Origin of the sequence: Polaromonas sp. LjRoot131, assembly GCF_964252805.1 — a bacterium.
GTDB lineage: Bacteria > Pseudomonadota > Gammaproteobacteria > Burkholderiales > Burkholderiaceae_C > Polaromonas.
The window spans coordinates 565,439-586,385 of sequence record NZ_CAXUPF020000002.1 but is presented as its reverse complement, the minus strand read 5'-3'; the positions used below and the strand labels follow the sequence as shown (position 1 = coordinate 586,385).

At 62.5% G+C, this 20,947-nt stretch carries 17 protein-coding genes and 4 tRNA genes; 1 reads left to right on the top strand and 20 read right to left on the bottom strand.

Going from position 1 to position 20,947, the window contains the following annotated elements; genetic code table 11:
* Positions 1-8: 8 nt before the first annotated feature.
* From ACSQ27_RS13275 to ACSQ27_RS13200, 16 genes are all read right to left on the bottom strand, one after another.
* Positions 9-332 carry a c-type cytochrome gene (locus ACSQ27_RS13275; RefSeq protein ID WP_436155956.1) on the bottom strand — a complete coding sequence of 108 codons (324 nt, stop codon included), beginning with the start codon at positions 330-332 and terminating at the stop codon, positions 9-11.
* Positions 333-501: 169 nt separating this feature from the next.
* On the bottom strand, positions 502-1,503 hold the full coding sequence (locus ACSQ27_RS13270; protein ID WP_436155955.1) for a M48 family metalloprotease: 1,002 nt from the start codon (positions 1,501-1,503) through the stop codon (positions 502-504).
* Between the two features lie 39 nt (positions 1,504-1,542).
* The gene (locus ACSQ27_RS13265) at positions 1,543-2,136 is read right to left on the bottom strand and encodes a LemA family protein (RefSeq protein ID WP_436155954.1); all 594 of its coding nucleotides are present in this window, start codon (positions 2,134-2,136) and stop codon (positions 1,543-1,545) included.
* Positions 2,137-2,339: 203 nt separating this feature from the next.
* Entirely contained in the window at positions 2,340-6,563 is a 4,224-nt protein-coding gene (gene rpoC, locus ACSQ27_RS13260) for a DNA-directed RNA polymerase subunit beta' (protein ID WP_436155953.1), read from the bottom strand.
* 27 nt (positions 6,564-6,590) lie between these two features.
* Positions 6,591-10,703, bottom strand: a complete 4,113-nt coding sequence (rpoB, locus tag ACSQ27_RS13255) for a DNA-directed RNA polymerase subunit beta (protein WP_436155952.1) — start codon at positions 10,701-10,703, stop codon at positions 6,591-6,593.
* Between the two features lie 256 nt (positions 10,704-10,959).
* On the bottom strand, positions 10,960-11,337 hold the full coding sequence (rplL, locus tag ACSQ27_RS13250) for a 50S ribosomal protein L7/L12 (RefSeq protein ID WP_436155951.1): 378 nt from the start codon (positions 11,335-11,337) through the stop codon (positions 10,960-10,962).
* Positions 11,338-11,363: 26 nt separating this feature from the next.
* Positions 11,364-11,894, bottom strand: coding sequence for a 50S ribosomal protein L10 (gene rplJ / locus ACSQ27_RS13245; protein ID WP_122955012.1), 531 nt, complete (start codon positions 11,892-11,894; stop codon positions 11,364-11,366).
* 267 nt (positions 11,895-12,161) lie between these two features.
* Positions 12,162-12,857, bottom strand: a complete 696-nt coding sequence (gene rplA, locus ACSQ27_RS13240) for a 50S ribosomal protein L1 (protein ID WP_436155950.1) — start codon at positions 12,855-12,857, stop codon at positions 12,162-12,164.
* Entirely contained in the window at positions 12,854-13,288 is a 435-nt protein-coding gene (gene rplK / locus ACSQ27_RS13235) for a 50S ribosomal protein L11 (RefSeq protein ID WP_188708843.1), read from the bottom strand. Before rplK ends, rplA begins: the two co-directional genes overlap by 4 nt.
* A 143-nt stretch (positions 13,289-13,431) precedes the next feature.
* Complete coding sequence (gene nusG / locus ACSQ27_RS13230) at positions 13,432-13,959, bottom strand: transcription termination/antitermination protein NusG (RefSeq protein WP_228778638.1); 528 nt, start codon at positions 13,957-13,959, stop codon at positions 13,432-13,434.
* A 68-nt stretch (positions 13,960-14,027) separates the two neighbouring features.
* Positions 14,028-14,411, bottom strand: a complete 384-nt coding sequence (gene secE, locus ACSQ27_RS13225) for a preprotein translocase subunit SecE (RefSeq protein ID WP_436155949.1) — start codon at positions 14,409-14,411, stop codon at positions 14,028-14,030.
* A gap of 134 nt (positions 14,412-14,545) precedes the next feature.
* Positions 14,546-14,621: transfer RNA gene (locus tag ACSQ27_RS13220), tRNA-Trp, on the bottom strand.
* Positions 14,622-14,638: 17 nt separating this feature from the next.
* Positions 14,639-15,829 carry an elongation factor Tu gene (tuf, locus tag ACSQ27_RS13215; RefSeq protein ID WP_436155802.1) on the bottom strand — a complete coding sequence of 397 codons (1,191 nt, stop codon included), beginning with the start codon at positions 15,827-15,829 and terminating at the stop codon, positions 14,639-14,641.
* A gap of 91 nt (positions 15,830-15,920) precedes the next feature.
* Positions 15,921-15,995: transfer RNA gene (locus tag ACSQ27_RS13210), tRNA-Thr, on the bottom strand.
* 101 nt (positions 15,996-16,096) lie between these two features.
* Positions 16,097-16,170: transfer RNA gene (locus tag ACSQ27_RS13205), tRNA-Gly, on the bottom strand.
* 100 nt (positions 16,171-16,270) lie between these two features.
* Positions 16,271-16,356: transfer RNA gene (locus ACSQ27_RS13200), tRNA-Tyr, on the bottom strand.
* Between the two features lie 130 nt (positions 16,357-16,486).
* Between ACSQ27_RS13200 and ACSQ27_RS13195 the strand changes: the two genes are divergently transcribed.
* Positions 16,487-17,590 (top strand): patatin-like phospholipase family protein, encoded by a 1,104-nt coding sequence (locus tag ACSQ27_RS13195; RefSeq protein WP_436155948.1) that lies wholly within the window; start codon positions 16,487-16,489, stop codon positions 17,588-17,590.
* Positions 17,591-17,658: 68 nt separating this feature from the next.
* Here ACSQ27_RS13195 and ACSQ27_RS13190 read toward each other — a convergent pair whose 3' ends face one another.
* Genes ACSQ27_RS13190 through ACSQ27_RS13175 form a run of 4 tightly spaced genes read right to left on the bottom strand, consistent with a single transcriptional unit; the run spans position 17,659 to position 20,942 of the window.
* Complete coding sequence (locus ACSQ27_RS13190) at positions 17,659-18,363, bottom strand: uracil-DNA glycosylase (protein WP_436155947.1); 705 nt, start codon at positions 18,361-18,363, stop codon at positions 17,659-17,661.
* Positions 18,364-18,387: 24 nt separating this feature from the next.
* Positions 18,388-19,194 carry an indole-3-glycerol phosphate synthase TrpC gene (gene trpC, locus ACSQ27_RS13185; RefSeq protein ID WP_436155946.1) on the bottom strand — a complete coding sequence of 269 codons (807 nt, stop codon included), beginning with the start codon at positions 19,192-19,194 and terminating at the stop codon, positions 18,388-18,390.
* Between the two features lie 5 nt (positions 19,195-19,199).
* The gene (trpD, locus tag ACSQ27_RS13180; RefSeq protein WP_436155945.1) at positions 19,200-20,243 is read right to left on the bottom strand and encodes an anthranilate phosphoribosyltransferase; all 1,044 of its coding nucleotides are present in this window, start codon (positions 20,241-20,243) and stop codon (positions 19,200-19,202) included.
* 48 nt (positions 20,244-20,291) lie between these two features.
* Positions 20,292-20,942, bottom strand: a complete 651-nt coding sequence (locus tag ACSQ27_RS13175; RefSeq protein WP_436155944.1) for a LysE family translocator — start codon at positions 20,940-20,942, stop codon at positions 20,292-20,294.
* Positions 20,943-20,947: the final 5 nt, after the last annotated feature.

Sequence of the window (20,947 nt, the reverse complement as noted above, 5' to 3'; positions counted from 1 at the left end):
GTTCTCCCTTACTTCTTTTGCGCGGCAAAGTAGCCGGCCAGCGTCTCGATCTGCGTGTCGTTGAAGCCCTTGCTGATCTGGTGCATCACGGTAGCCGGCCGCGCGCCGGTCTTGAAGGCGTTCATCTGCGCGACGATGTAGCCTTTGTCCAGGCCGGCCAGAGAAGTGACCTGGGAACCCTGCACCACCTTGCCGTCGGTGCCATGGCAGTTGGCGCAGGTAGCGGCCAGGCTCCGCGTGTAGAGCGCTTCCTTGCTCTGCGCCTGCGCGAGAGGGCTGAGTGCCAGGCACAGCAAGGGTACGGCGAGTTGGGCGAGATGTGGGATTCTCATGTGGGGCCTCCAGGCGGTTTCAGACTTGGTTTCTTCTTGATCCGACAATTTAACGCTGCGCCCTAGGCGCCCTATAGGGAGTATCCAGTACTTCGGTGCGCCGCGTCACCCCGGCATTCGAACCATTGGCGATTTGCTTGGCACCCATTCATCGTTGATGGCACTGCGTTCAAAAGATCGCGTCGGGCCGCGTCGGCAGTTCGTCCCGCATGGACAAAGCCGCCATGGGCCGGCCGTAGATCTGGAAGATGCGCTCCGCAAGCGGCGGGTGGCTGGCGAACCAGCGGCCCCGGTCGCGGGCATCGACCAGCAGCATGTGCTGCACCGCCGGGTGCAGGCTGCGCGCGGGCGCCATGCCCTGCTCTTCCTCGCCGGCTACCTTGCGCAGCACGCCGCCCAGACCTTCGCGGCTGCGCGTGAACTGCACGGCGCGCGCGTCGGCCAGGAACTCGCGCTGGCGCGAGATCGCCGCCTTGAGCGCGCGGCCTGCCAGCCAGCCCAGCGAACCGGCAACCAGGATGGGGAAACCGGGCAAGGCAAGGAAAGAACGCTGGCCGTTCTCGCCGGCGCCGCACATGCTGCGGCCCAGGTTGAAGATCATCTCCAGCCCGAACACCATGCCGGCCAGCCGCATGTTCAAACGCGTATCGCCTTCGCGCAAGTGGCTCAGCTCGTGGGCCACCAGGCCCTGGAGTTCGTCGCGCGTGAGCTTGTCGAGCGCGCCTTGCGTGACGGCGATGACCGCGTCGTCTTCGCTCCAGCCTGCGGCGAAGGCATTGATCGCGTCCAGGCGCGGCAGCACCATGGCCAAGGGCGGTTTCATGCTCGCGGCGATGGCAAGTTCGCTGACGATGTTGCTGAGCTTTTGTTCGGCTTCCCGGCTGGCGGGCCAGGCCTCGCGCGCGCCCACGCGGCGCGCCAGCGCCTCGCCGCCGCTGCTCAGCGCCGAGGTCTCCAGCCACCAGCCGCCCAGCACGAACAACAGGGTCACCGAGGTGTTGACGGTAAAAAAGTAGCCCGGGTAGCCGCTGAAGCCTGGCGTCACCAGCCGCCAGGCCAATGCCAGCGCCCCATTGACGGCCAGCAACAGGGCGACCAGGGTCAGGCCGAAGAGCAACAGCAGTCGCAGGGTCTGGGCGCGGGCGGTTTCCTGCCGTTCAAAGAAGCGCATCAGCGGCGGGCCGGGAAGGAGCAAGCCATTTGGCAGCCACTACATTTGAATGCGCACGGCCTGGCGTTCGGTCGCATTCTCGGTCGCGCGCAGCATGGCCGAAGGTGCAAAACCAAAAGTGCGGGCGATCAGCACGGCCGGAAACTGGCCCTGTGCATTGTTGTAGTCCAGCACGGCATCGTTGTAGGCCTGGCGCGCGAAGCCGACCTTGTTCTCTGTGCTCGTGAGTTCTTCGCTGAGTTCGCGTATGGTCTGGTCGGCCTTGAGTTCAGGGTAGGCCTCGGCCACGGCGAAGAGGCGGCCCAGGCTGCCTTCGAGCGCCTGCTCGGCGACGGCCAGCGCGGTCACGGCCACGGCGTTGGCGGGCCGGCTGCGCACCGCATCGCTGGCGCTGCGCGCCTGGTTGCGCGCCAGTGTCACGGCCTCCAGCGTGCTTTGCTCGTGCTGCAGGTATTTCTTGGCGGCTTCCACCAGGTTGGGGATCAGGTCATAACGGCGCTTGAGCTGCACGTCGATCTGGCCGAAAGCATTGGCAATGATGTTTTTGTGCCGCACCAGCCGGTTGTAGGCGCCCACGGCCCAGAAGACCAGCAGGGCAAACACGACGATGACGACAAGCGTGCTGAGGGACATGGGACTCCTTGGTACTGAAGAAGGCCGGCAGGAGAGGATCCCGGCCGGCGGCTGCCGCGAGGTTAACTGCTTTTGGGCCGGATCGGCAAGCCGGCCCTCCGCCCTGTGTGGCGGCCACGCGGCAAGCGGCCAAAAAAAAGCCCCACACCTTTGCAGGTGTGGGGCCGGGCGCCTTTCAGGGCGCCGGGAGCGTGTCAGCCGGCTTACTCGGAAGCGGCGCTGTCGCCAGCACCGGTTTCAGCCGCGGCGGGCATGGCTTCCAGTTCGGCGGCTTCGGCTTCGGCGATGGCGCGGCGCTCGGCGTCGTCCATCTGGTCCTTGGCCTTGCGTGCCTCGTGGTAGGCCATGCCGGTGCCGGCGGGGATCAGGCGGCCGACGATCACGTTCTCTTTCAGGCCGCGCAACTCGTCGCGCTTGCCCATGATGGCAGCCTCGGTGAGCACGCGGGTGGTTTCCTGGAAGGAAGCCGCAGAGATGAACGAATCGGTCGACAGCGAAGCCTTGGTGATACCGAGCAGCAGGTTGCTGAACGTTGCCGGGACTTTGCCGTCGGCGCGCAGGGCGTCGTTGGCGTCCAGCATGGCGGAACGCTCGACCTGTTCGCCGGCGATGTAGCTGGAGTCACCCACGTTTTCAACGACCACACGGCGCAGCATCTGGCGAACAATCACTTCGATGTGCTTGTCGTTGATCTTCACGCCCTGCAGACGGTAAACGTCCTGCACTTCGTCGACGATGTAGCGAGCCAGCTCTTCCATGCCCAGCAGGCGCAGGATGTCTTGCGGGTCGGCCGGGCCGTCCACAATCGATTCGCCCTTGTTGACCACCTGGCCTTCGTGCACCAGGATGTTCTTTTCCTTCGGAACGAGGTCTTCCCAGACCTTGCCGTCAGGATCGGTGATCTGCAGGCGAACCTTGCCCTTGGTCTCTTTACCGAAGGACACGGTACCGGTCATCTCGGCCAGCGTGCCCTTGTCTTTCGGCGTACGGGCTTCGAACAGCTCGGCAACACGCGGCAGACCGCCGGTAATGTCGCGCGTCTTCTGGCCTTCGATCGGGATACGGGCCAGCACTTCGCCGGGGCCCACGTCCTGGCCGTCGCGCACCTGGACCAGCGCGCCCACCTGGAAGCCGATGGTCACCGAGTGATCGGTGCCGGGGATCTTGACTTCATGGCCGGAAGCGTCGATCAGCTTGACCTGCGGACGGATCACCTTGGTGGCGCCGCGGCGTTTCGGATCGATCACCACCAGGGTGGACAAGCCGGTCACATCGTCAACCTGCTTGGCAACCGTCACGCCTTCTTCCACATTCTCGAAGGCCACCTTGCCGGCGAACTCGGTAATGATGGGGCGCGTCAGCGGATCCCAGTTGGCCAGGATGGCACCGGCCTTGATGGTCTGGTCGGCTTTCACCGCCAGAATCGCGCCGTACGGCACCTTGTGGCGCTCGCGCTCGCGGCCGTGTTCGTCATGGATGACGATCTCGCCGGAACGGGCGATCACGACCAGTTCGCCCTTGCTGTTGGTCACATAGCGCATCGGTGCGTTGAAACCGATCACGCCGTTGGACTTGGCTTCGACGCTGGAGGCGATGGCTGCGCGCGATGCGGCGCCGCCGATGTGGAAGGTCCGCATCGTCAGCTGGGTGCCGGGTTCGCCGATCGACTGGGCGGCGATGATACCGACCGCTTCGCCGATGTTGATCAGGCCACCGCGGCCCAAATCGCGGCCATAGCACTTGGCGCACAGGCCGAAGCGGGTTTCGCAGGTCAGGGCCGTGCGCACTTTGACTTCGTCCACGCCGGCTGCTTCGAGCTCTTCGATCAGGTCTTCGTCCAGCATGACGCCGGCCTTGGCCAGGACCGAGCGGTTCTCGGGGTGCAGCACGTCTTCCACCGCGGTGCGGCCGAGGATACGGTCGCGCAGCGATTCGATGACTTCACCGCCCTCCACGATGGCGCGCATGAGCGAGCCTTCCTGGGTGCCGCAATCCTCTTCGGTCACGACCAGATCCTGCACCACGTCGCACAGGCGGCGCGTGAGGTAGCCGGAGTTGGCGGTTTTCAGCGCCGTGTCGGCCAGACCCTTACGGGCACCGTGGGTGGAGATGAAGTACTCCAGCACGTTCAGGCCTTCGCGGAAGTTGGCCGTAATCGGCGTTTCGATGATGGAGCCGTCGGGCTTGGCCATCAAACCGCGCATACCGGCCACCTGGCGAATCTGCGCCGCGGAACCGCGGGCGCCGGAGTCGGCCATCATGTAGATGGAGTTGAAGGATTCCTGCTCGACTTCCTTGCCGTTGCGGTCGATGACCTTCTCTTTCGAGAGCTGGGCCATCATCACCTTGGACACTTCGTCGCCGGACTTGCCCCAGATGTCGACCACCTTGTTGTAACGCTCGCCGGAGGTCACCAGGCCCGAGACATACTGCTGCTCGATCTCTTTGACTTCCTTCTGGGCGCGCGCAATGATGGCCGGCTTTTCCTTGGGGATCAGCATGTCGTCGATGCAGATCGAGATGCCGGCCTTGGTCGCCAGGCGGAAGCCCGACTGCAGCAGCTTGTCGGCGAACACCACGGTCTCTTTCAATCCGCACTTGCGGAAAGACACGTTGATGAGCTTGGAGATTTCCTTCTTCTTCAACGCCTTGTTGATGTTGGAGAAAGGCAGGCCCTTGGGCAGGATCTCGGACAGCAGCGCGCGGCCGCCGGTGGTTTCCCACAGCTTGGTCGACGGCACGAATTCGCCGGTGGCCTTGTCCTTGGTGTACTCGGTCAGGCGCACGCTGATGCGGGCGTTCAGGTCGAGCTCACCCGCATCGAACGCGCGGCGGACTTCGCCGGTGTCCGAGAACACCAGGCCTTCGCCCTTGCCGTTGGTACGGTCGCGGGTCGTGTAGTACAGGCCCAGCACAACGTCCTGCGAAGGAACGATGGAAGGCTCGCCGTTGGCGGGGAACAGGATGTTGTTCGAAGCCAGCATCAGCGTGCGGGCTTCCATCTGCGCTTCCACCGACAGCGGCACGTGGACGGCCATCTGGTCGCCGTCGAAGTCGGCGTTGAAGGCCGAGCAGACGAGCGGGTGCAGCTGGATGGCCTTGCCTTCGATCAGGATGGGCTCAAAGGCCTGGATACCGAGACGGTGCAGCGTAGGCGCACGGTTCAGCATCACGGGGTGTTCCTTGATGACCTCTTCCAGGATGTCCCAGACCACCGGCGTGCCGGATTCGACTTCCTTCTTCGCCGCCTTGATGGTCGTGGCGATGCCGCGCGACTCGAGCTGCGCGAAGATGAAAGGCTTGAACAGTTCCAGCGCCATCAGCTTGGGCAGGCCGCACTGATGCAGCTTGAGCGTCGGGCCCACGGTAATCACGGAACGGCCGGAATAGTCGACGCGTTTGCCCAGCAAATTCTGGCGGAAACGGCCCGACTTGCCCTTGATCATGTCGGCGAGAGACTTCAGCGCGCGCTTGTTGGCGCCCGTCATGGCCTTGCCGCGGCGGCCGTTGTCCAGCAGCGAATCGACGGCTTCCTGCAGCATGCGCTTTTCGTTGCGCGCGATGATTTCAGGGGCCTTCAGCTCCAGCAGGCGGCGCAGGCGGCTGTTGCGGTTGATGACGCGGCGGTACAGGTCGTTCAGGTCGGAGGTCGCGAAGCGGCCGCCGTCCAGCGGCACCAGCGGACGCAGGTCCGGCGGCAGCACGGGCAGCACGTCCAGCACCATCCAGCCCGGCTTGATGCCGGACTTCTTGAACGCTTCCATCAATTTCAAGCGCTTGGCGTTTTTCTTGATCTTGATTTCGGAACCGGTCAGGTCGTTGCGCAGCTTGTCGATTTCGACGTCCAGGTCCAGCCCTTCGAGCAGGTCCTTGATGCCTTCGGCGCCCATCTTGGCGGTGTACTCGTCGCCGTACTCTTTACGCTTGGCGTCGTAGTCGTCTTCCGACATGATGCTGAATTTCTTCAGCGGGGTCATGCCGGGATCGGTCACCACGTATGCTTCAAAGTAGAGCACGCGCTCGATGTCGCGCAGCGTCATGTCGAGCACCAGGCCCAGGCGCGACGGCAGCGACTTCAGGAACCAGATGTGCGCGCACGGTGCGGCCAGGTCGATGTGACCCATGCGCTCGCGGCGAACCTTGGTCTGCGTGACTTCAACGCCGCACTTCTCGCAGATGACACCGCGGTGCTTGAGGCGCTTGTACTTGCCGCACAGGCATTCGTAGTCCTTGATGGGGCCAAAGATCTTGGCGCAAAAAAGACCGTCGCGCTCGGGCTTGAAGGTGCGGTAGTTGATGGTTTCAGGCTTCTTGACTTCGCCGAAAGACCACGAACGGATCTTCTCGGGCGAGGCCATGCCGATCTTGATGGCATCGAAATGCTCATCCGGCGTGAATTGCTTGAACAGGTCGAGTAATGATTTCATGAGTTAAATCCTTTTCTTTCCTGTTGATTAGCTGCGTTCCAGCTCGATGTCGATACCGAGCGAACGGATTTCCTTGACCAGCACGTTGAACGACTCGGGCATGCCGGCCGTGATCGCGTGCTCGCCCTTGACGATGCTCTCGTACACCTTGGTGCGGCCCTGCACGTCGTCGGACTTGACGGTGAGCATTTCCTGCAGCGTGTAGGCGGCGCCGTAGGCTTCCAGCGCCCAGACCTCCATCTCGCCGAAACGCTGTCCACCGAACTGCGCCTTGCCGCCCAGGGGCTGCTGCGTGACCAGGCTGTAGGGGCCGGTCGAACGGGCGTGCATCTTGTCGTCCACCAGATGGTGAAGCTTCAGGACGTGCATGTAGCCGACCGTCGTCGTGCGCTCGAACTGGTCGCCCGTGCGCCCGTCGTACAGCTGGGCCTGGGTGCGCGTCGCCGTCAGGCCCTTGGCCTTGGCGATGTCATCCGGGTAGGCCAGCTTGAGCATGGTCATGATGTCTTCTTCCGAAGCGCCGTCGAACACCGGCGTCGCGAAAGGCACGCCGGTGGCCAGATTGCTGGCCATCTCGAGCACGTCGGTATCCGACAGCTTGGCCAGGTCCTCGGTGCGGCCGGACTTGTTGTACAGCGTGTCCATGAACCTGCGCAGCTCGGCCACCTTGGCTTCGGCTTGCAGCATGTCGCCGATACGCTGGCCCAGGCCCTTGGCGGCCCAGCCCAGGTGGACTTCAAGCACCTGGCCCACGTTCATGCGCGAAGGCACGCCCAGCGGGTTCAGCACGATGTCGCACGGCGTGCCGTCGGCCATGTAGGGCATGTCTTCGACCGGAACGATCTTGGACACCACACCCTTGTTGCCGTGGCGGCCGGCCATCTTGTCGCCGGGTTGCAGGCGGCGCTTGACGGCCAGGTAGACCTTGACCATCTTGAGCACACCGGCCGGCAGTTCGTCGCCCTGCGTGAGCTTCTTGCGCTTTTCTTCGAAAGCCAGGTCGAAGCTGTGGCGCGTCTGCTCCATGGCGTTCTTGACGCTTTCCAGCTGCGAAGCCACTTCGTCGTCCGCCGGGCGGATGTCGAACCAGTGGTACTTCTCGACGTCGGCCAGGTAGGCCTTGTCGATCTTGCTGCCCTTGGCGAGCTTCTTCGGACCGCCGTTGGCGACCTTGCCGACCAGCATCTTTTCGATACGGTCGAACGCGTCGGCTTCCACGATGCGCAGCTGGTCGTTCAGGTCCAGGCGGAAACGCTTGAGTTCGTCGTCGATGATCTGCTGGGCGCGCTTGTCGCGAACAATGCCTTCACGGGTGAAGACCTGCACGTCGATCACGGTGCCCTGCGAGCCCTGGCTCACGCGCAGCGAGGTGTCCTTCACATCGCTGGCCTTTTCGCCGAAGATGGCGCGCAGCAGTTTTTCTTCCGGGGTCAGCGTGGTCTCGCCCTTGGGTGTGACCTTGCCGACCAGCGTGTCGCCCGGCTGGACTTCGGCGCCGACATAAATAATGCCGGACTCGTCAAGGCGGTTGAGCTGCTGCTCGGACAGGTTGGGAATGTCGCGCGTGATTTCTTCGGAGCCCAGCTTGGTGTCGCGGGCCATCACCACGAGTTCTTCGATGTGAATCGAGGTGTAGCGGTCTTCGGCCACCACGCGCTCGGAGATCAGGATCGAATCCTCGAAGTTGTAGCCGTTCCAGGGCATGAAAGCCACCAGCATGTTCTGGCCCAGGGCCAGCTCGCCGATGTCCGTCGATGCACCGTCGGCGATCACGTCGCCCTTGGCCAGCTTGTCGCCCATCTTGACGATGGGGCGCTGGTGGATGTTGGTGTTCTGGTTGGAACGCTGGTACTTGATCAGGTTGTAGATGTCCACACCGACTTCGCCGGCCAGGGCTTCCGCATCATTGACGCGCACCACGATGCGGGTGGCATCGACGTAGTCGACCACACCGCCGCGATTGGCCGTCACCACGGTGCCGGAGTCGACCGCGGAAACGCGCTCGATGCCGGTGCCGACGAAGGCTTTCTCGGGACGCAGCACAGGCACGGCCTGGCGCTGCATGTTGGCGCCCATCAGCGCGCGGTTGGCGTCATCGTGCTCCAGGAAGGGCACAAGGGAAGCCGCCACCGAGACAATCTGCGCAGGGGACACGTCCATGTACTGGATGCGCTCGGCGCCGACCAGCACGGATTCGCCGTTTTCACGGGCAGACACCAGATCGCCGGTCAGCTTGCCGGATTCGTCCAGCAGGGCATTGGCCTGGGCGATCACGTACTTGCCTTCTTCGATGGCCGACAGGTAGTCGATCTGGTCGGTGATCTTGCTGTCCACCACACGGCGGTACGGGGTTTCGATGAAACCGTACTCGTTGAGGCGGGCGTACAAGGCCAGCGAGTTGATCAGGCCGATGTTCGGGCCTTCGGGCGTTTCAATCGGGCAGACGCGGCCGTAATGGGTCACGTGCACGTCGCGCACTTCGAAACCGGCGCGTTCGCGGGTCAAACCACCCGGGCCAAGGGCCGAAACACGGCGCTTGTGGGTGATCTCGGACAGCGGGTTCGTCTGGTCCATGAACTGCGACAGCTGCGATGCGCCGAAGAATTCCTTCAGGGCGGCGGAGATCGGCTTGCTGTTGATCAGGTCGTGCGGCATCAGCGGCTCTTGCTCGGCCTGGCCGAGGCGCTCCTTCACGGCCTTTTCGATACGCGCCAGGCCGGTGCGGTACTGGTTCTCGGCGAGTTCGCCGACACAACGCACGCGGCGATTGCCGAGGTGGTCGATGTCATCAACTTCGCCGTTGCCGTTGCGCAGGTCGACCAGGATCTTGACCACGGCGAGGATGTCCTCGTTGGTCATGACCATGGGGCCGGTGGAGGAGTCGCGGCCGACACGGGCGTTGAACTTCATGCGGCCCACGCGCGACAGGTCGTAGGTGTCCGGGTTGTAGAACAGGCGCTGGAACAGTGCCTGCACCGCGTCTTCCGTCGGCGGCTCGCCGGGGCGCATCATGCGGTAGATTGCGACGCGGGCGGCGAATTCGTCGGCCGTTTCATCGGCGCGCAGGGTTTGCGAGATGTACGCGCCCTGGTCGAGTTCGTTGGTGTACAGCACCTGCAGGTCCTGCACGCCGGCCACGCGCAGCTTCTTGAGCAGCACTTCGGTCAGCTCGTCATTGGCCTTGGCGATGATTTCGCCGGTTTCGGCGTCAACGATGTTCTTGGCGACCACGCGGCCGACCAGGAAGTCTTCCGGCACGCTGATGGTGGTGGTGTTGCTTTGCTCGAGCTCGCGGGTGTGGCGAACCGTGATGCGCTTGTCCTTGGCGACGACGACCTTGCCGTTCTTGTCGGTGATGTCGAAGCGGGCCACTTCACCGCGCATGCGCTCGGCGACGAATTCCATCTGCGCGCCGCTGTCCATCAGGCGGAAATTGTCGAACACGAAGAAGTTCGCGAGGATGGATTCCGGGTTCAGGCCGATGGCCTTGAGCAGGATGGTGACCGGCATCTTGCGGCGGCGGTCGACGCGGAAGTACAGCACGTCCTTCGGGTCGAACTCGAAGTCGAGCCAGGAACCGCGGTAAGGAATGATGCGGGCCGAGAACAGCAGCTTGCCCGAGCTGTGGGTTTTACCCTTGTCATGCTCGAAGAACACGCCGGGCGAGCGATGCAACTGGGACACGATCACGCGTTCGGTCCCGTTGATCACGAAGGAGCCCTTGTCGGTCATCAGGGGCACTTCGCCCATGTAGACTTCCTGCTCTTTCACTTCCTTGACCACCTTGGACTGCGACGTGGATGATTCGCGGTCATAAATGATCAGCTGCACCTTGGCGCGCACGGCCGAGGCGAATGTGAGGCCACGGGTCTGGCACTCGCGCACGTCGAAGGCGGGCTTGGCCAGGTTGTACTCGATGAACTTCATCTCGACAAAACCATTGTGCGAGACGATGGGGAATGCGTTGTCAAACGCTGCCTGCAGGCCTTCGATGGTGCGCTTCTGGGGGGCACGGTCGGCTTGCAGGAACGCTGTGTACGCGTCTTTCTGCATTTGCAGCAAATAGGGAACAGTCAACACGCTTTCGCGGTTGCCGAAGCTTTTGCGGATGCGTTTACGTTCGGTGTAGGAATAGGCCATGAGTTCTCCGCGTTGATGGGCTCTGGCGACTCTCGTGCCCGAATACACCACGTATTCAGGCAGCTTGGTGGTTGGCCACTACCAACCATGGCGGACGGTGACGCATTGCACGTCACCCGAACCAAGGCGTTTTCTGCAGTCGGGGTCAGAAAACACTGGAAAGCAGACGGTTTAAGTCTGCTTTTCGGTGTGCTCCTTGAAACACGAAAGGCTGGAAGCCCGACTACGGTCTTCCAGCCTTCTCGAACACCAAGAATTACTTGAGTTCGACTTTCGCGCCGGCTTCTTCGAGCTTCTTCTTCGCAGCTTCTGCGTCGGCCTTGGGAGCGGCTTCCTTGACGTTCTTCGGAGCGCCGTCCACCAGGTCCTTGGCTTCTTTCAGGCCCAGACCGGTGATTTCGCGCACGGCCTTGATGACCGACACCTTGTTGGCGCCAGCTTCGAGCAGCACGACGTTGAATTCGGTCTTCTCTTCAGCGGCAGCAGCAGCACCGCCGCCGCCAGCAGCAGCGGGAGCAGCCATTGCGGCAGCGCTCACGCCAAATTTCTCTTCGATGGATTTCACCAGTTCGTTGAGTTCGAGGACCGTCATGCTATCCAGCGCGGTCAAAAATGCGTCTTTATCGAATGCCATTTTGATTTCCTAAAAAAGTTGGTTAATTACGCTGCTACAGGTTCAGCTGCTGCGGGGGCTTCGGCTGCGCCGGCACCCTTTTTCGCCGCCAGCGCGCCCAGCACAACGGCGGTACGCGACATGGGGGACATCAGCAAGCCACACACCTGGGCCAGCAACACTTCCTTGGAAGGGATGTTGGCCAGTTGCTTCACGCCGTTCACGTCCAGGGTCTTGCCACCGAATGCACCACCGCGAATGACCAGCTTGTCGTTGGTCTTGGCGAAGTCAGATACCACTTTCGCGGCAGCTACTGCATCTGTGGAAAAGCCGTAGATCAGCGGACCGGTCATCTGGTCGGACACGACTTCGAATGCACTGCCGGCCACTGCGCGGCGAGCCAGGGTGTTCTTCAGAACACTCAGGGTCACGCCTTTGTCGCGGGCTTGGCTGCGCAGACGGGTCATGTCAGCGACCGTGATACCACGGTATTCCGCCATCACGAGCGTTTGAGCTTTAGCGGCGAGGCCAGTCACTTCATCAATGACGGCTTGTTTCTCACTGCGGTTGAGACTCAAGGTCTACTCCTTAAAAATGTGCCGTCGGGCGTCAGCCTGCTTTCGCCTGCCATTGCCCTTCAACACGCTCATGTTCAGCGACCAACTGTTTTCAGATTCTTTGCAAAACCATTCAAGCAGCGGGACCGCCATCTGCGTTGGCTGTCTTTCGATTAAGCGGCAAGCCCAAAAAGCCCACCGCGCCAACGGTCTTGGATGACCTGCCGGAGCGAACCCCGGCAGCCCACCACATTGGACAACCCTCGCGGGCCGCCCAAATTCCTGCGATTACGCTGCGATGGTTTGCGTGTCGACGCGAACGCCCACACCCATCGTGGACGAAACCGCCACTTTCTTCAGGTACACGCCCTTGCTCGAAGCCGGTTTGGCTTTTTGCAGTGCGTCGATCAGTGCCGCCAGGTTGCCCTGCAGCTTGGCCGTGTCGAACGAACGGCGGCCGATGGTGCCGTGCACGATACCGGCCTTGTCGACGCGGAACTGGACCTGGCCGGCTTTCGCGTTCTTGACGGCGGTGGCGACGTCAGGCGTCACGGTGCCGACCTTGGGGTTGGGCATCAGGCCGCGGGGGCCGAGCACCTGGCCCAGGGTACCCACGATACGCATGGCATCGGGGGAAGCGATCACCACGTCGAAGTCCATCTTGCCGGCCTTGATTTCGGCGGCCAGATCGTCCATGCCGACGATGTCGGCGCCGGCGGCCTTGGCTTCTTCAGCCTTGGCGCCTTGCGCAAACACGGCCACACGCTTGGTCTTGCCGGTGCCGTTAGGCAGCACGACCGCGCCGCGAACGACCTGGTCGGATTTCTTGGCGTCGATGCCGAGCTGCACGGCCACGTCGATGGACTCATCGAACTTGGCGACGGCGAACTCTTTCACAAGGCCCAGAGCCTCAGGCAGCGTGTACAGCTTGTTGCTGTCGATTTTGTCGCCGATGGTTTTTTGGCGCTTGGTCAGCTTGCTCATACAACACCCTCCACCGACACACCCATGGAACGGGCCGTGCCGGCAATAGTACGAACTGCAGCGTCGAGGTCGGCAGCCGTCATGTCTTTCATTTTGGTCTTGGCGATTTCTTCCAGCTGTGCGCGGGAGATCTTGCCGACCTTCACCGTGTGCGGCGTGGCAGAGCCCTTGTCGAGCTTGATGGCCTTCTTGATCAGGACGCCTGCGGGAGGCGTCTTGATGACGAAGGTGAAACTCTTGTCGGCAAATGCCGTGATCACCACAGGCAGCGGCAGGCCGGGCTCAACACCCTGGGTCTGCGCATTGAATGCCTTGCAGAATTCCATGATGTTCAGGCCGCGCTGACCGAGCGCAGGGCCGATCGGGGGGGACGGGTTAGCCTTACCAGCTGGCACTTGCAGCTTGATAAAGCCGACGATTTTTTTCGCCATACTTTTCTCCTTGCGGGTCATAACGCCTGGGCGCCGCCATCAAGGCGGGCCCGGGCTCCCCGGGGGTTACACAACTCAAAAACAGCCCCTGAGGACCGTTTCGCGCCGAGTTGCAAGGCGCGAAATTGAAGACCGGATCGAAATTACGTTTTTTCGATCTGGCTGAATTCCAGTTCCACCGGTGTGGCGCGGCCGAAAATCGTGACCGACACACGCACCTTGTTCTTGTCGTAGTTGACCTCTTCCACCGTGCCGTTGAAGTCGGTGAACGGGCCGTCCTTGACGCGCACGTATTCGCCGGTTTCGAACTCCACCTTGTGCCGCGGCTTCTCGGTGCCGACCTGCATCTGGCTGACGATCTTCTGGACGTCTTCCTCGGAGATCGGGGCCGGGCGGTTCTTGGCGCCGCCGACAAAACCCGTGACCTTGTTGGTGTGCTTCACCAGGTGCCAAGTTTCATCGTCCATGACCATTTCGACCAGGACGTAACCGGGAAAGAAACGGCGTTCCGTCGTTTTCTTCTGGCCGTTCTTGATTTCGACCACTTCTTCGGTGGGCACCAGGAAACGGCCGAACTTGGACTGCATGCCCGCGCGGTTGATGCGTTCGACGATGTTGCGCTCGACCGCTTTTTCCATGCCGGAATAGGCATGGACGACATACCACTGCATGCCTGGCGTCGGCGTGAGGGACGTACCCGCCGCCACTTCGCTGACTACCGTGCCATTCAGATCGCTCATTATCGTTTCCATCCCAGGATCAGGTCGTAAAACACCCATTCGAGCGTCTTGTCCGTAAACCACAAAAACAGCGCCATGATCACCACAAAGCCGAACACATAGGCCGTCATCTGGATGGCTTCCCGACGGGCCGGCCAGACGACCTTCTTGACTTCGCGCCAGGAATCACGGCCGAAGGCCACGAACTGCTTGCCCGGCTCTGACAGCATGAACACCGCCACGGCCGCCACCAACCCGGCGATCAGGGCACCCCACTGGACCACTTGACCCTGCTTGGCCAGCAGGTAAAAGCCCACCAGGGAGGCCAGCACCAGAGCAACGGCCGCGCCCAGCTTGACCTTGTCGGCGCTGGTACTGACGGTTTCAACTTGAGAAGTGGCCATGGTTGGCGGATTTCCTGTTCAATCTTCGGGCGTCTTTTCAGACGCTTAAGCCCACCTGGAGTTTTTGACTCCCGGCGGGCTTGCTTTTTAACTTTTCAAACCACCCTCAGCGCTGATACACATCAACCATCAGGTGGCAGGGGCAGTAGGAATCGAACCTACAACCTTCGGTTTTGGAGACCGACGCTCTGCCAATTGAGCTATACCCCTCCATCAAACCTTGCAAATTACGCAATGATCTTGGCAACGACGCCGGCGCCGACGGTCTTGCCGCCTTCGCGGATGGCGAAACGCAGGCCTTCTTCCATGGCGATCGGGTTGATCAGCTTGACGGTGATCGACACGTTATCGCCTGGCATGACCATTTCCTTGCCTTCTGGCAACTCGATCGCGCCCGTCACGTCCGTCGTGCGGAAGTAGAACTGGGGGCGGTAGTTGTTGAAGAAAGGCGTGTGGCGGCCGCCTTCGTCCTTGCTCAGGACGTAGATCTCGCCGGTGAAGTGCGTGTGCGGCTTGATGGAGCCGGGCTTGCACAGCACCTGGCCGCGCTGCACGTCTTCGCGCTTGGTGCCGCGCAGCAGGATACCGACGTTATCGCCGGCCTGGCCCTGGTCCAGCAGCTTGCGGAACATTTCCACGCCGGTGCAGGTGGTCTTTTGCGTGTCGGCAATACCGACGATCTCGATTTCCTCGCCGACCTTGATCACACCGCGCTCGACACGGCCGGTCACGACGGTGCCGCGGCCGGAGATGGAGAACACGTCTTCCACGGGCATCAGGAAGGCGCCGTCAACCGCGCGCTCTGGCAGGGGAATGTAGGTGTCCAGCGCTTCGGCCAGCTTCATGATGGCCTCTTCGCCCAGGGGACCCTTGTCGCCTTCCATGGCGAGCTTGGCCGAGCCGTGGATGATGGGGGTCTTGTCGCCGGGGAAGTCGTACTTGTCCAGCAGCTCGCGCACTTCCATCTCAACGAGTTCGAGCAGCTCGGCGTCGTCGACCATGTCGCACTTGTTCAGGAACACGATGATGTAAGGCACGCCCACCTGGCGGGCCAGCAGGATGTGCTCGCGGGTCTGGGGCATGGGGCCGTCAGCGGCCGAGCACACCAGGATCGCGCCGTCCATCTGGGCGGCGCCGGTGATCATGTTCTTCACATAGTCGGCGTGGCCTGGGCAGTCCACGTGGGCGTAGTGGCGGTTCGCGGTTTCGTACTCGACGTGGGCGGTATTAATCGTAATGCCGCGCGCCTTTTCTTCGGGTGCCGCGTCAATTTGGTCGTAGCCCTTGGCTTCGCCGCCGAACTTGGACGCCAGAACGGTCGTGATCGCCGCCGTCAGCGTCGTCTTGCCATGGTCCACGTGGCCAATCGTGCCTACGTTGACGTGCGGCTTGGTCCGCTCAAATTTGCCTTTTGCCATTTTTCAACTCCAGAAATTTATAAAGAGTTACAAAACCAGTGAATCACTACCGCCGGCCGCAGCGCTTTGCGCGCTGCGCCGACTCAAAATATGGTGCCCTTTGCGGGAATCGGACCCGCGACCTCTCCCTTACCAAGGGAGTGCTCTACCACTGAGCCAAAAGGGCCTAAATTCTTCAAAAAGCCAAAAGACTTCAAAACTCTCTCACTGCAGTCCGGCGCAAGATCAACCAGCAGAGCCCGCAAACACCCCGAAACCGGAGCCTCGTGGAGCGGGAGACGGGAATCGAACCCGCGTCATTAGCTTGGAAGGCTAGGGTTCTACCATTGAACTACTCCCGCGCAGCTCTGCCAATTCAACTCACATCAAACCATCCACAGCCCAAAACCCGCTTTACGCGACTGCCTTGCACTGGCCGCTTGCCAAAAATCAAACAAAATCTGGTGGATGAGGCTGGATTCGAACCAGCGTAGGCGTTAGCCAACAGATTTACAGTCTGCCCCCTTTAGCCACTCGGGCACCCATCCTTCAAGCGAACCTCGGATTATGCCACGGTTTTATGTCGGACGAAATGCCGGGGCCTCGCAAAAACATTAAAAAATGCCGGCCGGGCCGCTTCCGGGGCTGGCGCGGGTTTGCGCCTGTCAAACTAGCGCCATGAGCGCCTCACTTCTCCCCCCTTCGCCGCCAGAACCGTCCTCCCAGCGCCGGGTCAACCTGGCTTTGCAGGGCGGCGGCTCCCACGGCGCGTTCACCTGGGGCGTCCTGGACGCCCTGTTGCAGGATGAACGCATCCAGTTCGACGGCATCAGCGGCGCCAGCGCGGGCGCGGTCAATGCCGTGGCACTGGCGCATGGATTTGCCGTGGCCACCCACAAGGACAGCGGAACGCCGAACCCCCGGGAGGCGGCCCGCGCATCGCTGGCCCGGATCTGGCAAGGCGTGGCCGCCATGGGCAGCCTGGGCTCCATGGCCGAGGGCATCAGCAAGATGCTGCTGGGTGGCTGGCCCTCCGACAAAGTGGGTACTAACTTTTTTAATAGCGCAATGAGCCAGTGGCTCTCGCCTTACCAGTCCAATCCGCTGGACATCAATCCCCTGCGCAAGCTGCTGCAGGCGGAAATCGACTTTCACGCCATCGCCGGCCTGGACATACCCAAGGCATTTGTATCCGCGACCCATGTGACCACGGGCCGGGCGGAAATCTTTTCGGGCAAACGCCTGACTTTGCAGGCCGTGATGGCCTCCACCTGCCTGCCCACGCTGTTCCAGGCGGTGGAAATCGACGGTCAGTCTTACTGGGACGGGGGATTTTCCAGCAATCCGTCCCTGCTGCCCCTGATCAGCGAATGCAGCAGCCGCGACATCATCGTGGTGCAGATCAACCCCCTGCGACGGCCCGAGGTCCCGCACACGCCGCACGACATCATGGACCGGGTGAACGAGCTGACCTTTAACGCCAGCCTGCTGTCCCAGATGCGCACCATCGACTTCATCAATCGCCTGCTGGCCGACGGACGCCTGCAGGAGGGTGTGAAGTACAAAAGCCTGCTGCTGCACCGCATCGACGGCGGCGAGGCCCTGGAAGACCTGCCCTCGTCGAGCAAGATGTCGGCCGACGGCGCCATGATTGAAAAGCTGTTTGACATGGGCCACGGCGCGGCCAAACGCTGGCTGCGTCGCCATTTTGAGGCGCTGGGCCAGCAAAGCACGGTCAATATCCGGCGCGACTACGTCGGAAGCCTTCCGCAGGAGTTTTAGCGGGGCCGCTTGGAGCCTTACGCTTCTTGTATTAGTGCTTGCCCGCCGCGCGCACTTTGCCGCGCCGCTTAGTTTTTAGGGTGCGCATCGCGCCATTCCCGCGCCTGCGAGAAATGGCCGCAACCGATAAAAGGCAGCGGCGGCCGCAAGGCGGACAGCGGCGAGGGATGGTTGGCCACCAACACCTTGTGGCGCTTCACATCGATCAAGGCCCGCTTGCTTTGCGCATGGGCGCCCCACAGCATGAAGACCACCGGATGGTCGCCGTCGGACACCTGGTGGATCAAGGTGTCGGTCAGCACTTCCCAGCCTTTGCCGGCGTGGCTGGCGGGCTGCGCTTCTTCCACCGTGAGACAGGTGTTCAGCAGCAGCACGCCGTGCGTGGCCCACTTCACCAGGCTTCCGCCGGGCGCCGGAAAGGCGGGCGGCGGTGTGCCCAGGTCGCGCTGCAACTCCTTGAAGATGTTGCGCAGCGAGGGCGGCAAGGCCACGCCGGGCGCGACGGAGAAGGCCAGCCCTTCGGCCTGGCCCCGGCCGTGGTATGGATCCTGGCCCAGGATCACGACGCGCACCTCTTCGGGCGGCGTCAGTTCCAGCGCGCGCAGCGGCTGGGGCGGAAAAATCGTCGCGCCTTCGGCAAGCCGACCCTGCAGAAAATCCAACAGCTTGCGGCCGGTGGGACCGGCGAAAAAAGCCTCGGTGGTGGGTCGCCAGCCCGGCGCTACCGGCCAGTCCGCAGGGTTCGCGCTCTTCAGCTGGTCCGCAGAGTTCATGGACGCCGCCTCTTTCTCTTTGACTTACTTGCCGGCAAACAGCTGGGCCAAGGCCAGTCCCGGCTCTTCGGCCCGCATAAAGGCCTCGCCCACCAGGAAGGCATTCACGCCGGCATCGCGCAGGCGTTTCACGTCGGCCGGCGTGGCGATGCCGGATTCGGTGACCAACAGGCGGTCCGCCGGCACCTGACCCAGCATGCCCAGCGTGGTGTCCAGCGAGACCTCGAAGGTCTTCAGGTTGCGGTTGTTGATGCCGATCAGCGGCGTCCTGAGCTTGAGCGCGCGCTCCAGTTCAGCCTTGTCGTGCACTTCGACCAGCACCGCCATGTCCAGCGACATGGCCAGCGCCTCGAGCGACTTCATCTGCGCGTCGTCCAGGCAGGCGGCGATCAGCAGGATGCAGTCGGCGCCCATGACACGCGCTTCATACACCTGGTAGGGATCGACCATGAAGTCCTTGCGCAGCACCGGCAGGCTGCAGGAAGCCCGGGCCTGCTTCAGGTAGTCGATGCTGCCCTGGAAGAACTGCTTGTCCGTCAGCACCGAAAGGCAGGCCGCGCTGAGCGTGCCGTCGCCTTCGGCATAACTTTGCGCGATGTCGGCCGGGATGAAATCGGCGCGCAGCACGCCCTTGGACGGGCTGGCCTTTTTGACCTCGGCGATCACCGCGGGCTGGCCCGCCGCGATCTTGGCGCGCAGCGCGCCCACAAAGTCGCGCGTCAGCACGCGCGACTCGGCGTCTTCGCGCATCACCGCCAGCGGTTTCTTGCGTATCGCTTCAGCGATTTCCTGGCGTTTGACGGCGATGATTTTGTCGAGGATGTCGGACATGGTGTTCAGGCTGCCAGTTGTTGGGTGGTGGAAATCAGCTGCTGCAGGCGGGCCTTGGCCGCGCCCGACGCCAGCGCCTCGCGGGCCAGCACGATGCCGGCCTTCATGGAGTCGGCCACATTGGCGGCATACAGCGCCGCGCCGGCATTGAGGATCACGATGTCGCGCGCCGCACCGGGCTGGTTGTCCAGCACGCCCAGCAGCATGGCCTTGGACTGCTCGGGTGTCTCCACGCGCAGCGCGCGGTTGCTGGCCATGGGCATGTCGAAGTCTTCGGGGTGGATTTCGTATTCGGTGATTTCACCGTTTTTGAGTTCGCCGACCACGGTGGCTGCGCCCAGGCTGACTTCGTCCATGCCGTCCTTGCCGTAGACCACCATCGCATGCTCGGCGCCCAGGCGCTGCAGCGCGCGCACCTGGATGCCCACCAGGTCGGAATGGAACACGCCCATCAGGATGTTGGGTGCGCCGGCCGGGTTGGTCAAGGGGCCCAGGATATTGAAGATGGTGCGCACGCCGAGTTCCTTACGGATGGGCGCGACGTTTTTCATGGCCGGGTGGTGGTTGGGCGCGAACATGAAGCCCACGCCGACCTGTTCGATGCACGTCGCAATCGCTTCGGGGGAAAGGCCGATGTGAATGCCCAGGGACTCGATCACGTCGGCGCTGCCCGACTTGCTGCTCACGCTGCGCCCGCCGTGCTTGCTGACCTTGGCGCCGGCCGCTGCGGCCACAAACATGGAGCAGGTGGAAATATTGAAGGTGTGCGAACCGTCACCGCCGGTGCCGACGATATCGACCAGGTGGGTCTTGTCGGTGACGTTGACCTTGGTGGAAAACTCGCGCATCACCTGCGCGGCGGCGGTGATCTCGCCTATGGTCTCCTTCTTCACGCGCAGGCCGGTGATCAGGGCGGCCATCATCACGGGCGACATTTCACCGCTCATGATCAGGCGCATGATGTGCAGCATCTCGTCATGGAAGATTTCGCGGTGCTCTATGGTGCGTTGCAGCGCTTCCTGCGGGGTGATCTTGTGGGTATGGGGCATGGCGTGTCTCGTTTGCTGTGTTGCTTTATGGGGGCTGGACGGGATGGCTCAGTTCGCCGGATTATCGGTAAAGGCAAGCTTGAGGCCGAACGCAATGAACATGACGCCGGCCGCGCGGTCCAGCCAGTGCATGCCGCGCTGCACGGCATCGCGTTTGGCCATCCAGGCGGCCGCCAGGGCCCAGCCCGTATTCACCGGGATGGCGTTCAGGTTGAACAGCACGCCCAGCAGCACAAAGGCCAGGGCTTTGTTGTCTGCGCCGGGCGCGATGAACTGCGGCACGAAGGCCAGGAAAAATATCGCAACCTTGGGATTGAGCACATTGGTCCAGAAGCCCCCCATGAAAACCGCCTTCAGGCGCCGCTCCGGCTGGGCCGCAGCCGCCGCGACGAGATCGGTGGTGGCCTGCGGCGCTTTGGACAACAGGATCTTCGCGCCTATCCACAACAGGTAGGCCGCGCCTATCCACTTGAGCACGGTAAAGGCAAGGGCCGAAGTGGCCAGCAACGCGCCGACGCCTACGGCCGCCGCGAAGATGTGGACAAAACAGCCGGCCGTGATACCCAGGCCGGCCACGATGCCGGCGCGCGCGCCTGAGCGCAGCGAGTTGGTCACGATGTAGAGCACATCGGGGCCCGGCGTCAGGTTGAGCAGCCAGCCGGCCGCGATGAAGAGCAACAGGTGCTGGAAGTCGGGCATGGCTT

Coding starts and splice junctions, on each gene's coding strand:
- ACSQ27_RS13275 (WP_436155956.1), bottom strand. CDS start 332: ATGAGAATCCCACATCTCGCCCAACTCGCCGTACCCTTGCTGTGCCTG.
- secE (WP_436155949.1), bottom strand. CDS start 14,411: ATGGCCACTTCTCAAGTTGAAACCGTCAGTACCAGCGCCGACAAGGTC.
- nusG (WP_228778638.1), bottom strand. CDS start 13,959: ATGCAGTGGTATGTCGTCCATGCCTATTCCGGCATGGAAAAAGCGGTC.
- ACSQ27_RS13265 (WP_436155954.1), bottom strand. CDS start 2,136: ATGTCCCTCAGCACGCTTGTCGTCATCGTCGTGTTTGCCCTGCTGGTC.
- rpoB (WP_436155952.1), bottom strand. CDS start 10,703: ATGGCCTATTCCTACACCGAACGTAAACGCATCCGCAAAAGCTTCGGC.
- rplA (WP_436155950.1), bottom strand. CDS start 12,857: ATGAGCAAGCTGACCAAGCGCCAAAAAACCATCGGCGACAAAATCGAC.
- tuf (WP_436155802.1), bottom strand. CDS start 15,829: ATGGCAAAAGGCAAATTTGAGCGGACCAAGCCGCACGTCAACGTAGGC.
- ACSQ27_RS13195 (WP_436155948.1), top strand. CDS start 16,487: ATGAGCGCCTCACTTCTCCCCCCTTCGCCGCCAGAACCGTCCTCCCAG.
- trpC (WP_436155946.1), bottom strand. CDS start 19,194: ATGTCCGACATCCTCGACAAAATCATCGCCGTCAAACGCCAGGAAATC.
- rplK (WP_188708843.1), bottom strand. CDS start 13,288: ATGGCGAAAAAAATCGTCGGCTTTATCAAGCTGCAAGTGCCAGCTGGT.
- ACSQ27_RS13190 (WP_436155947.1), bottom strand. CDS start 18,363: ATGAACTCTGCGGACCAGCTGAAGAGCGCGAACCCTGCGGACTGGCCG.
- trpD (WP_436155945.1), bottom strand. CDS start 20,243: ATGCCCCATACCCACAAGATCACCCCGCAGGAAGCGCTGCAACGCACC.
- ACSQ27_RS13270 (WP_436155955.1), bottom strand. CDS start 1,503: ATGCGCTTCTTTGAACGGCAGGAAACCGCCCGCGCCCAGACCCTGCGA.
- ACSQ27_RS13175 (WP_436155944.1), bottom strand. CDS start 20,942: ATGCCCGACTTCCAGCACCTGTTGCTCTTCATCGCGGCCGGCTGGCTG.
- rpoC (WP_436155953.1), bottom strand. CDS start 6,563: ATGAAATCATTACTCGACCTGTTCAAGCAATTCACGCCGGATGAGCAT.
- rplL (WP_436155951.1), bottom strand. CDS start 11,337: ATGGCATTCGATAAAGACGCATTTTTGACCGCGCTGGATAGCATGACG.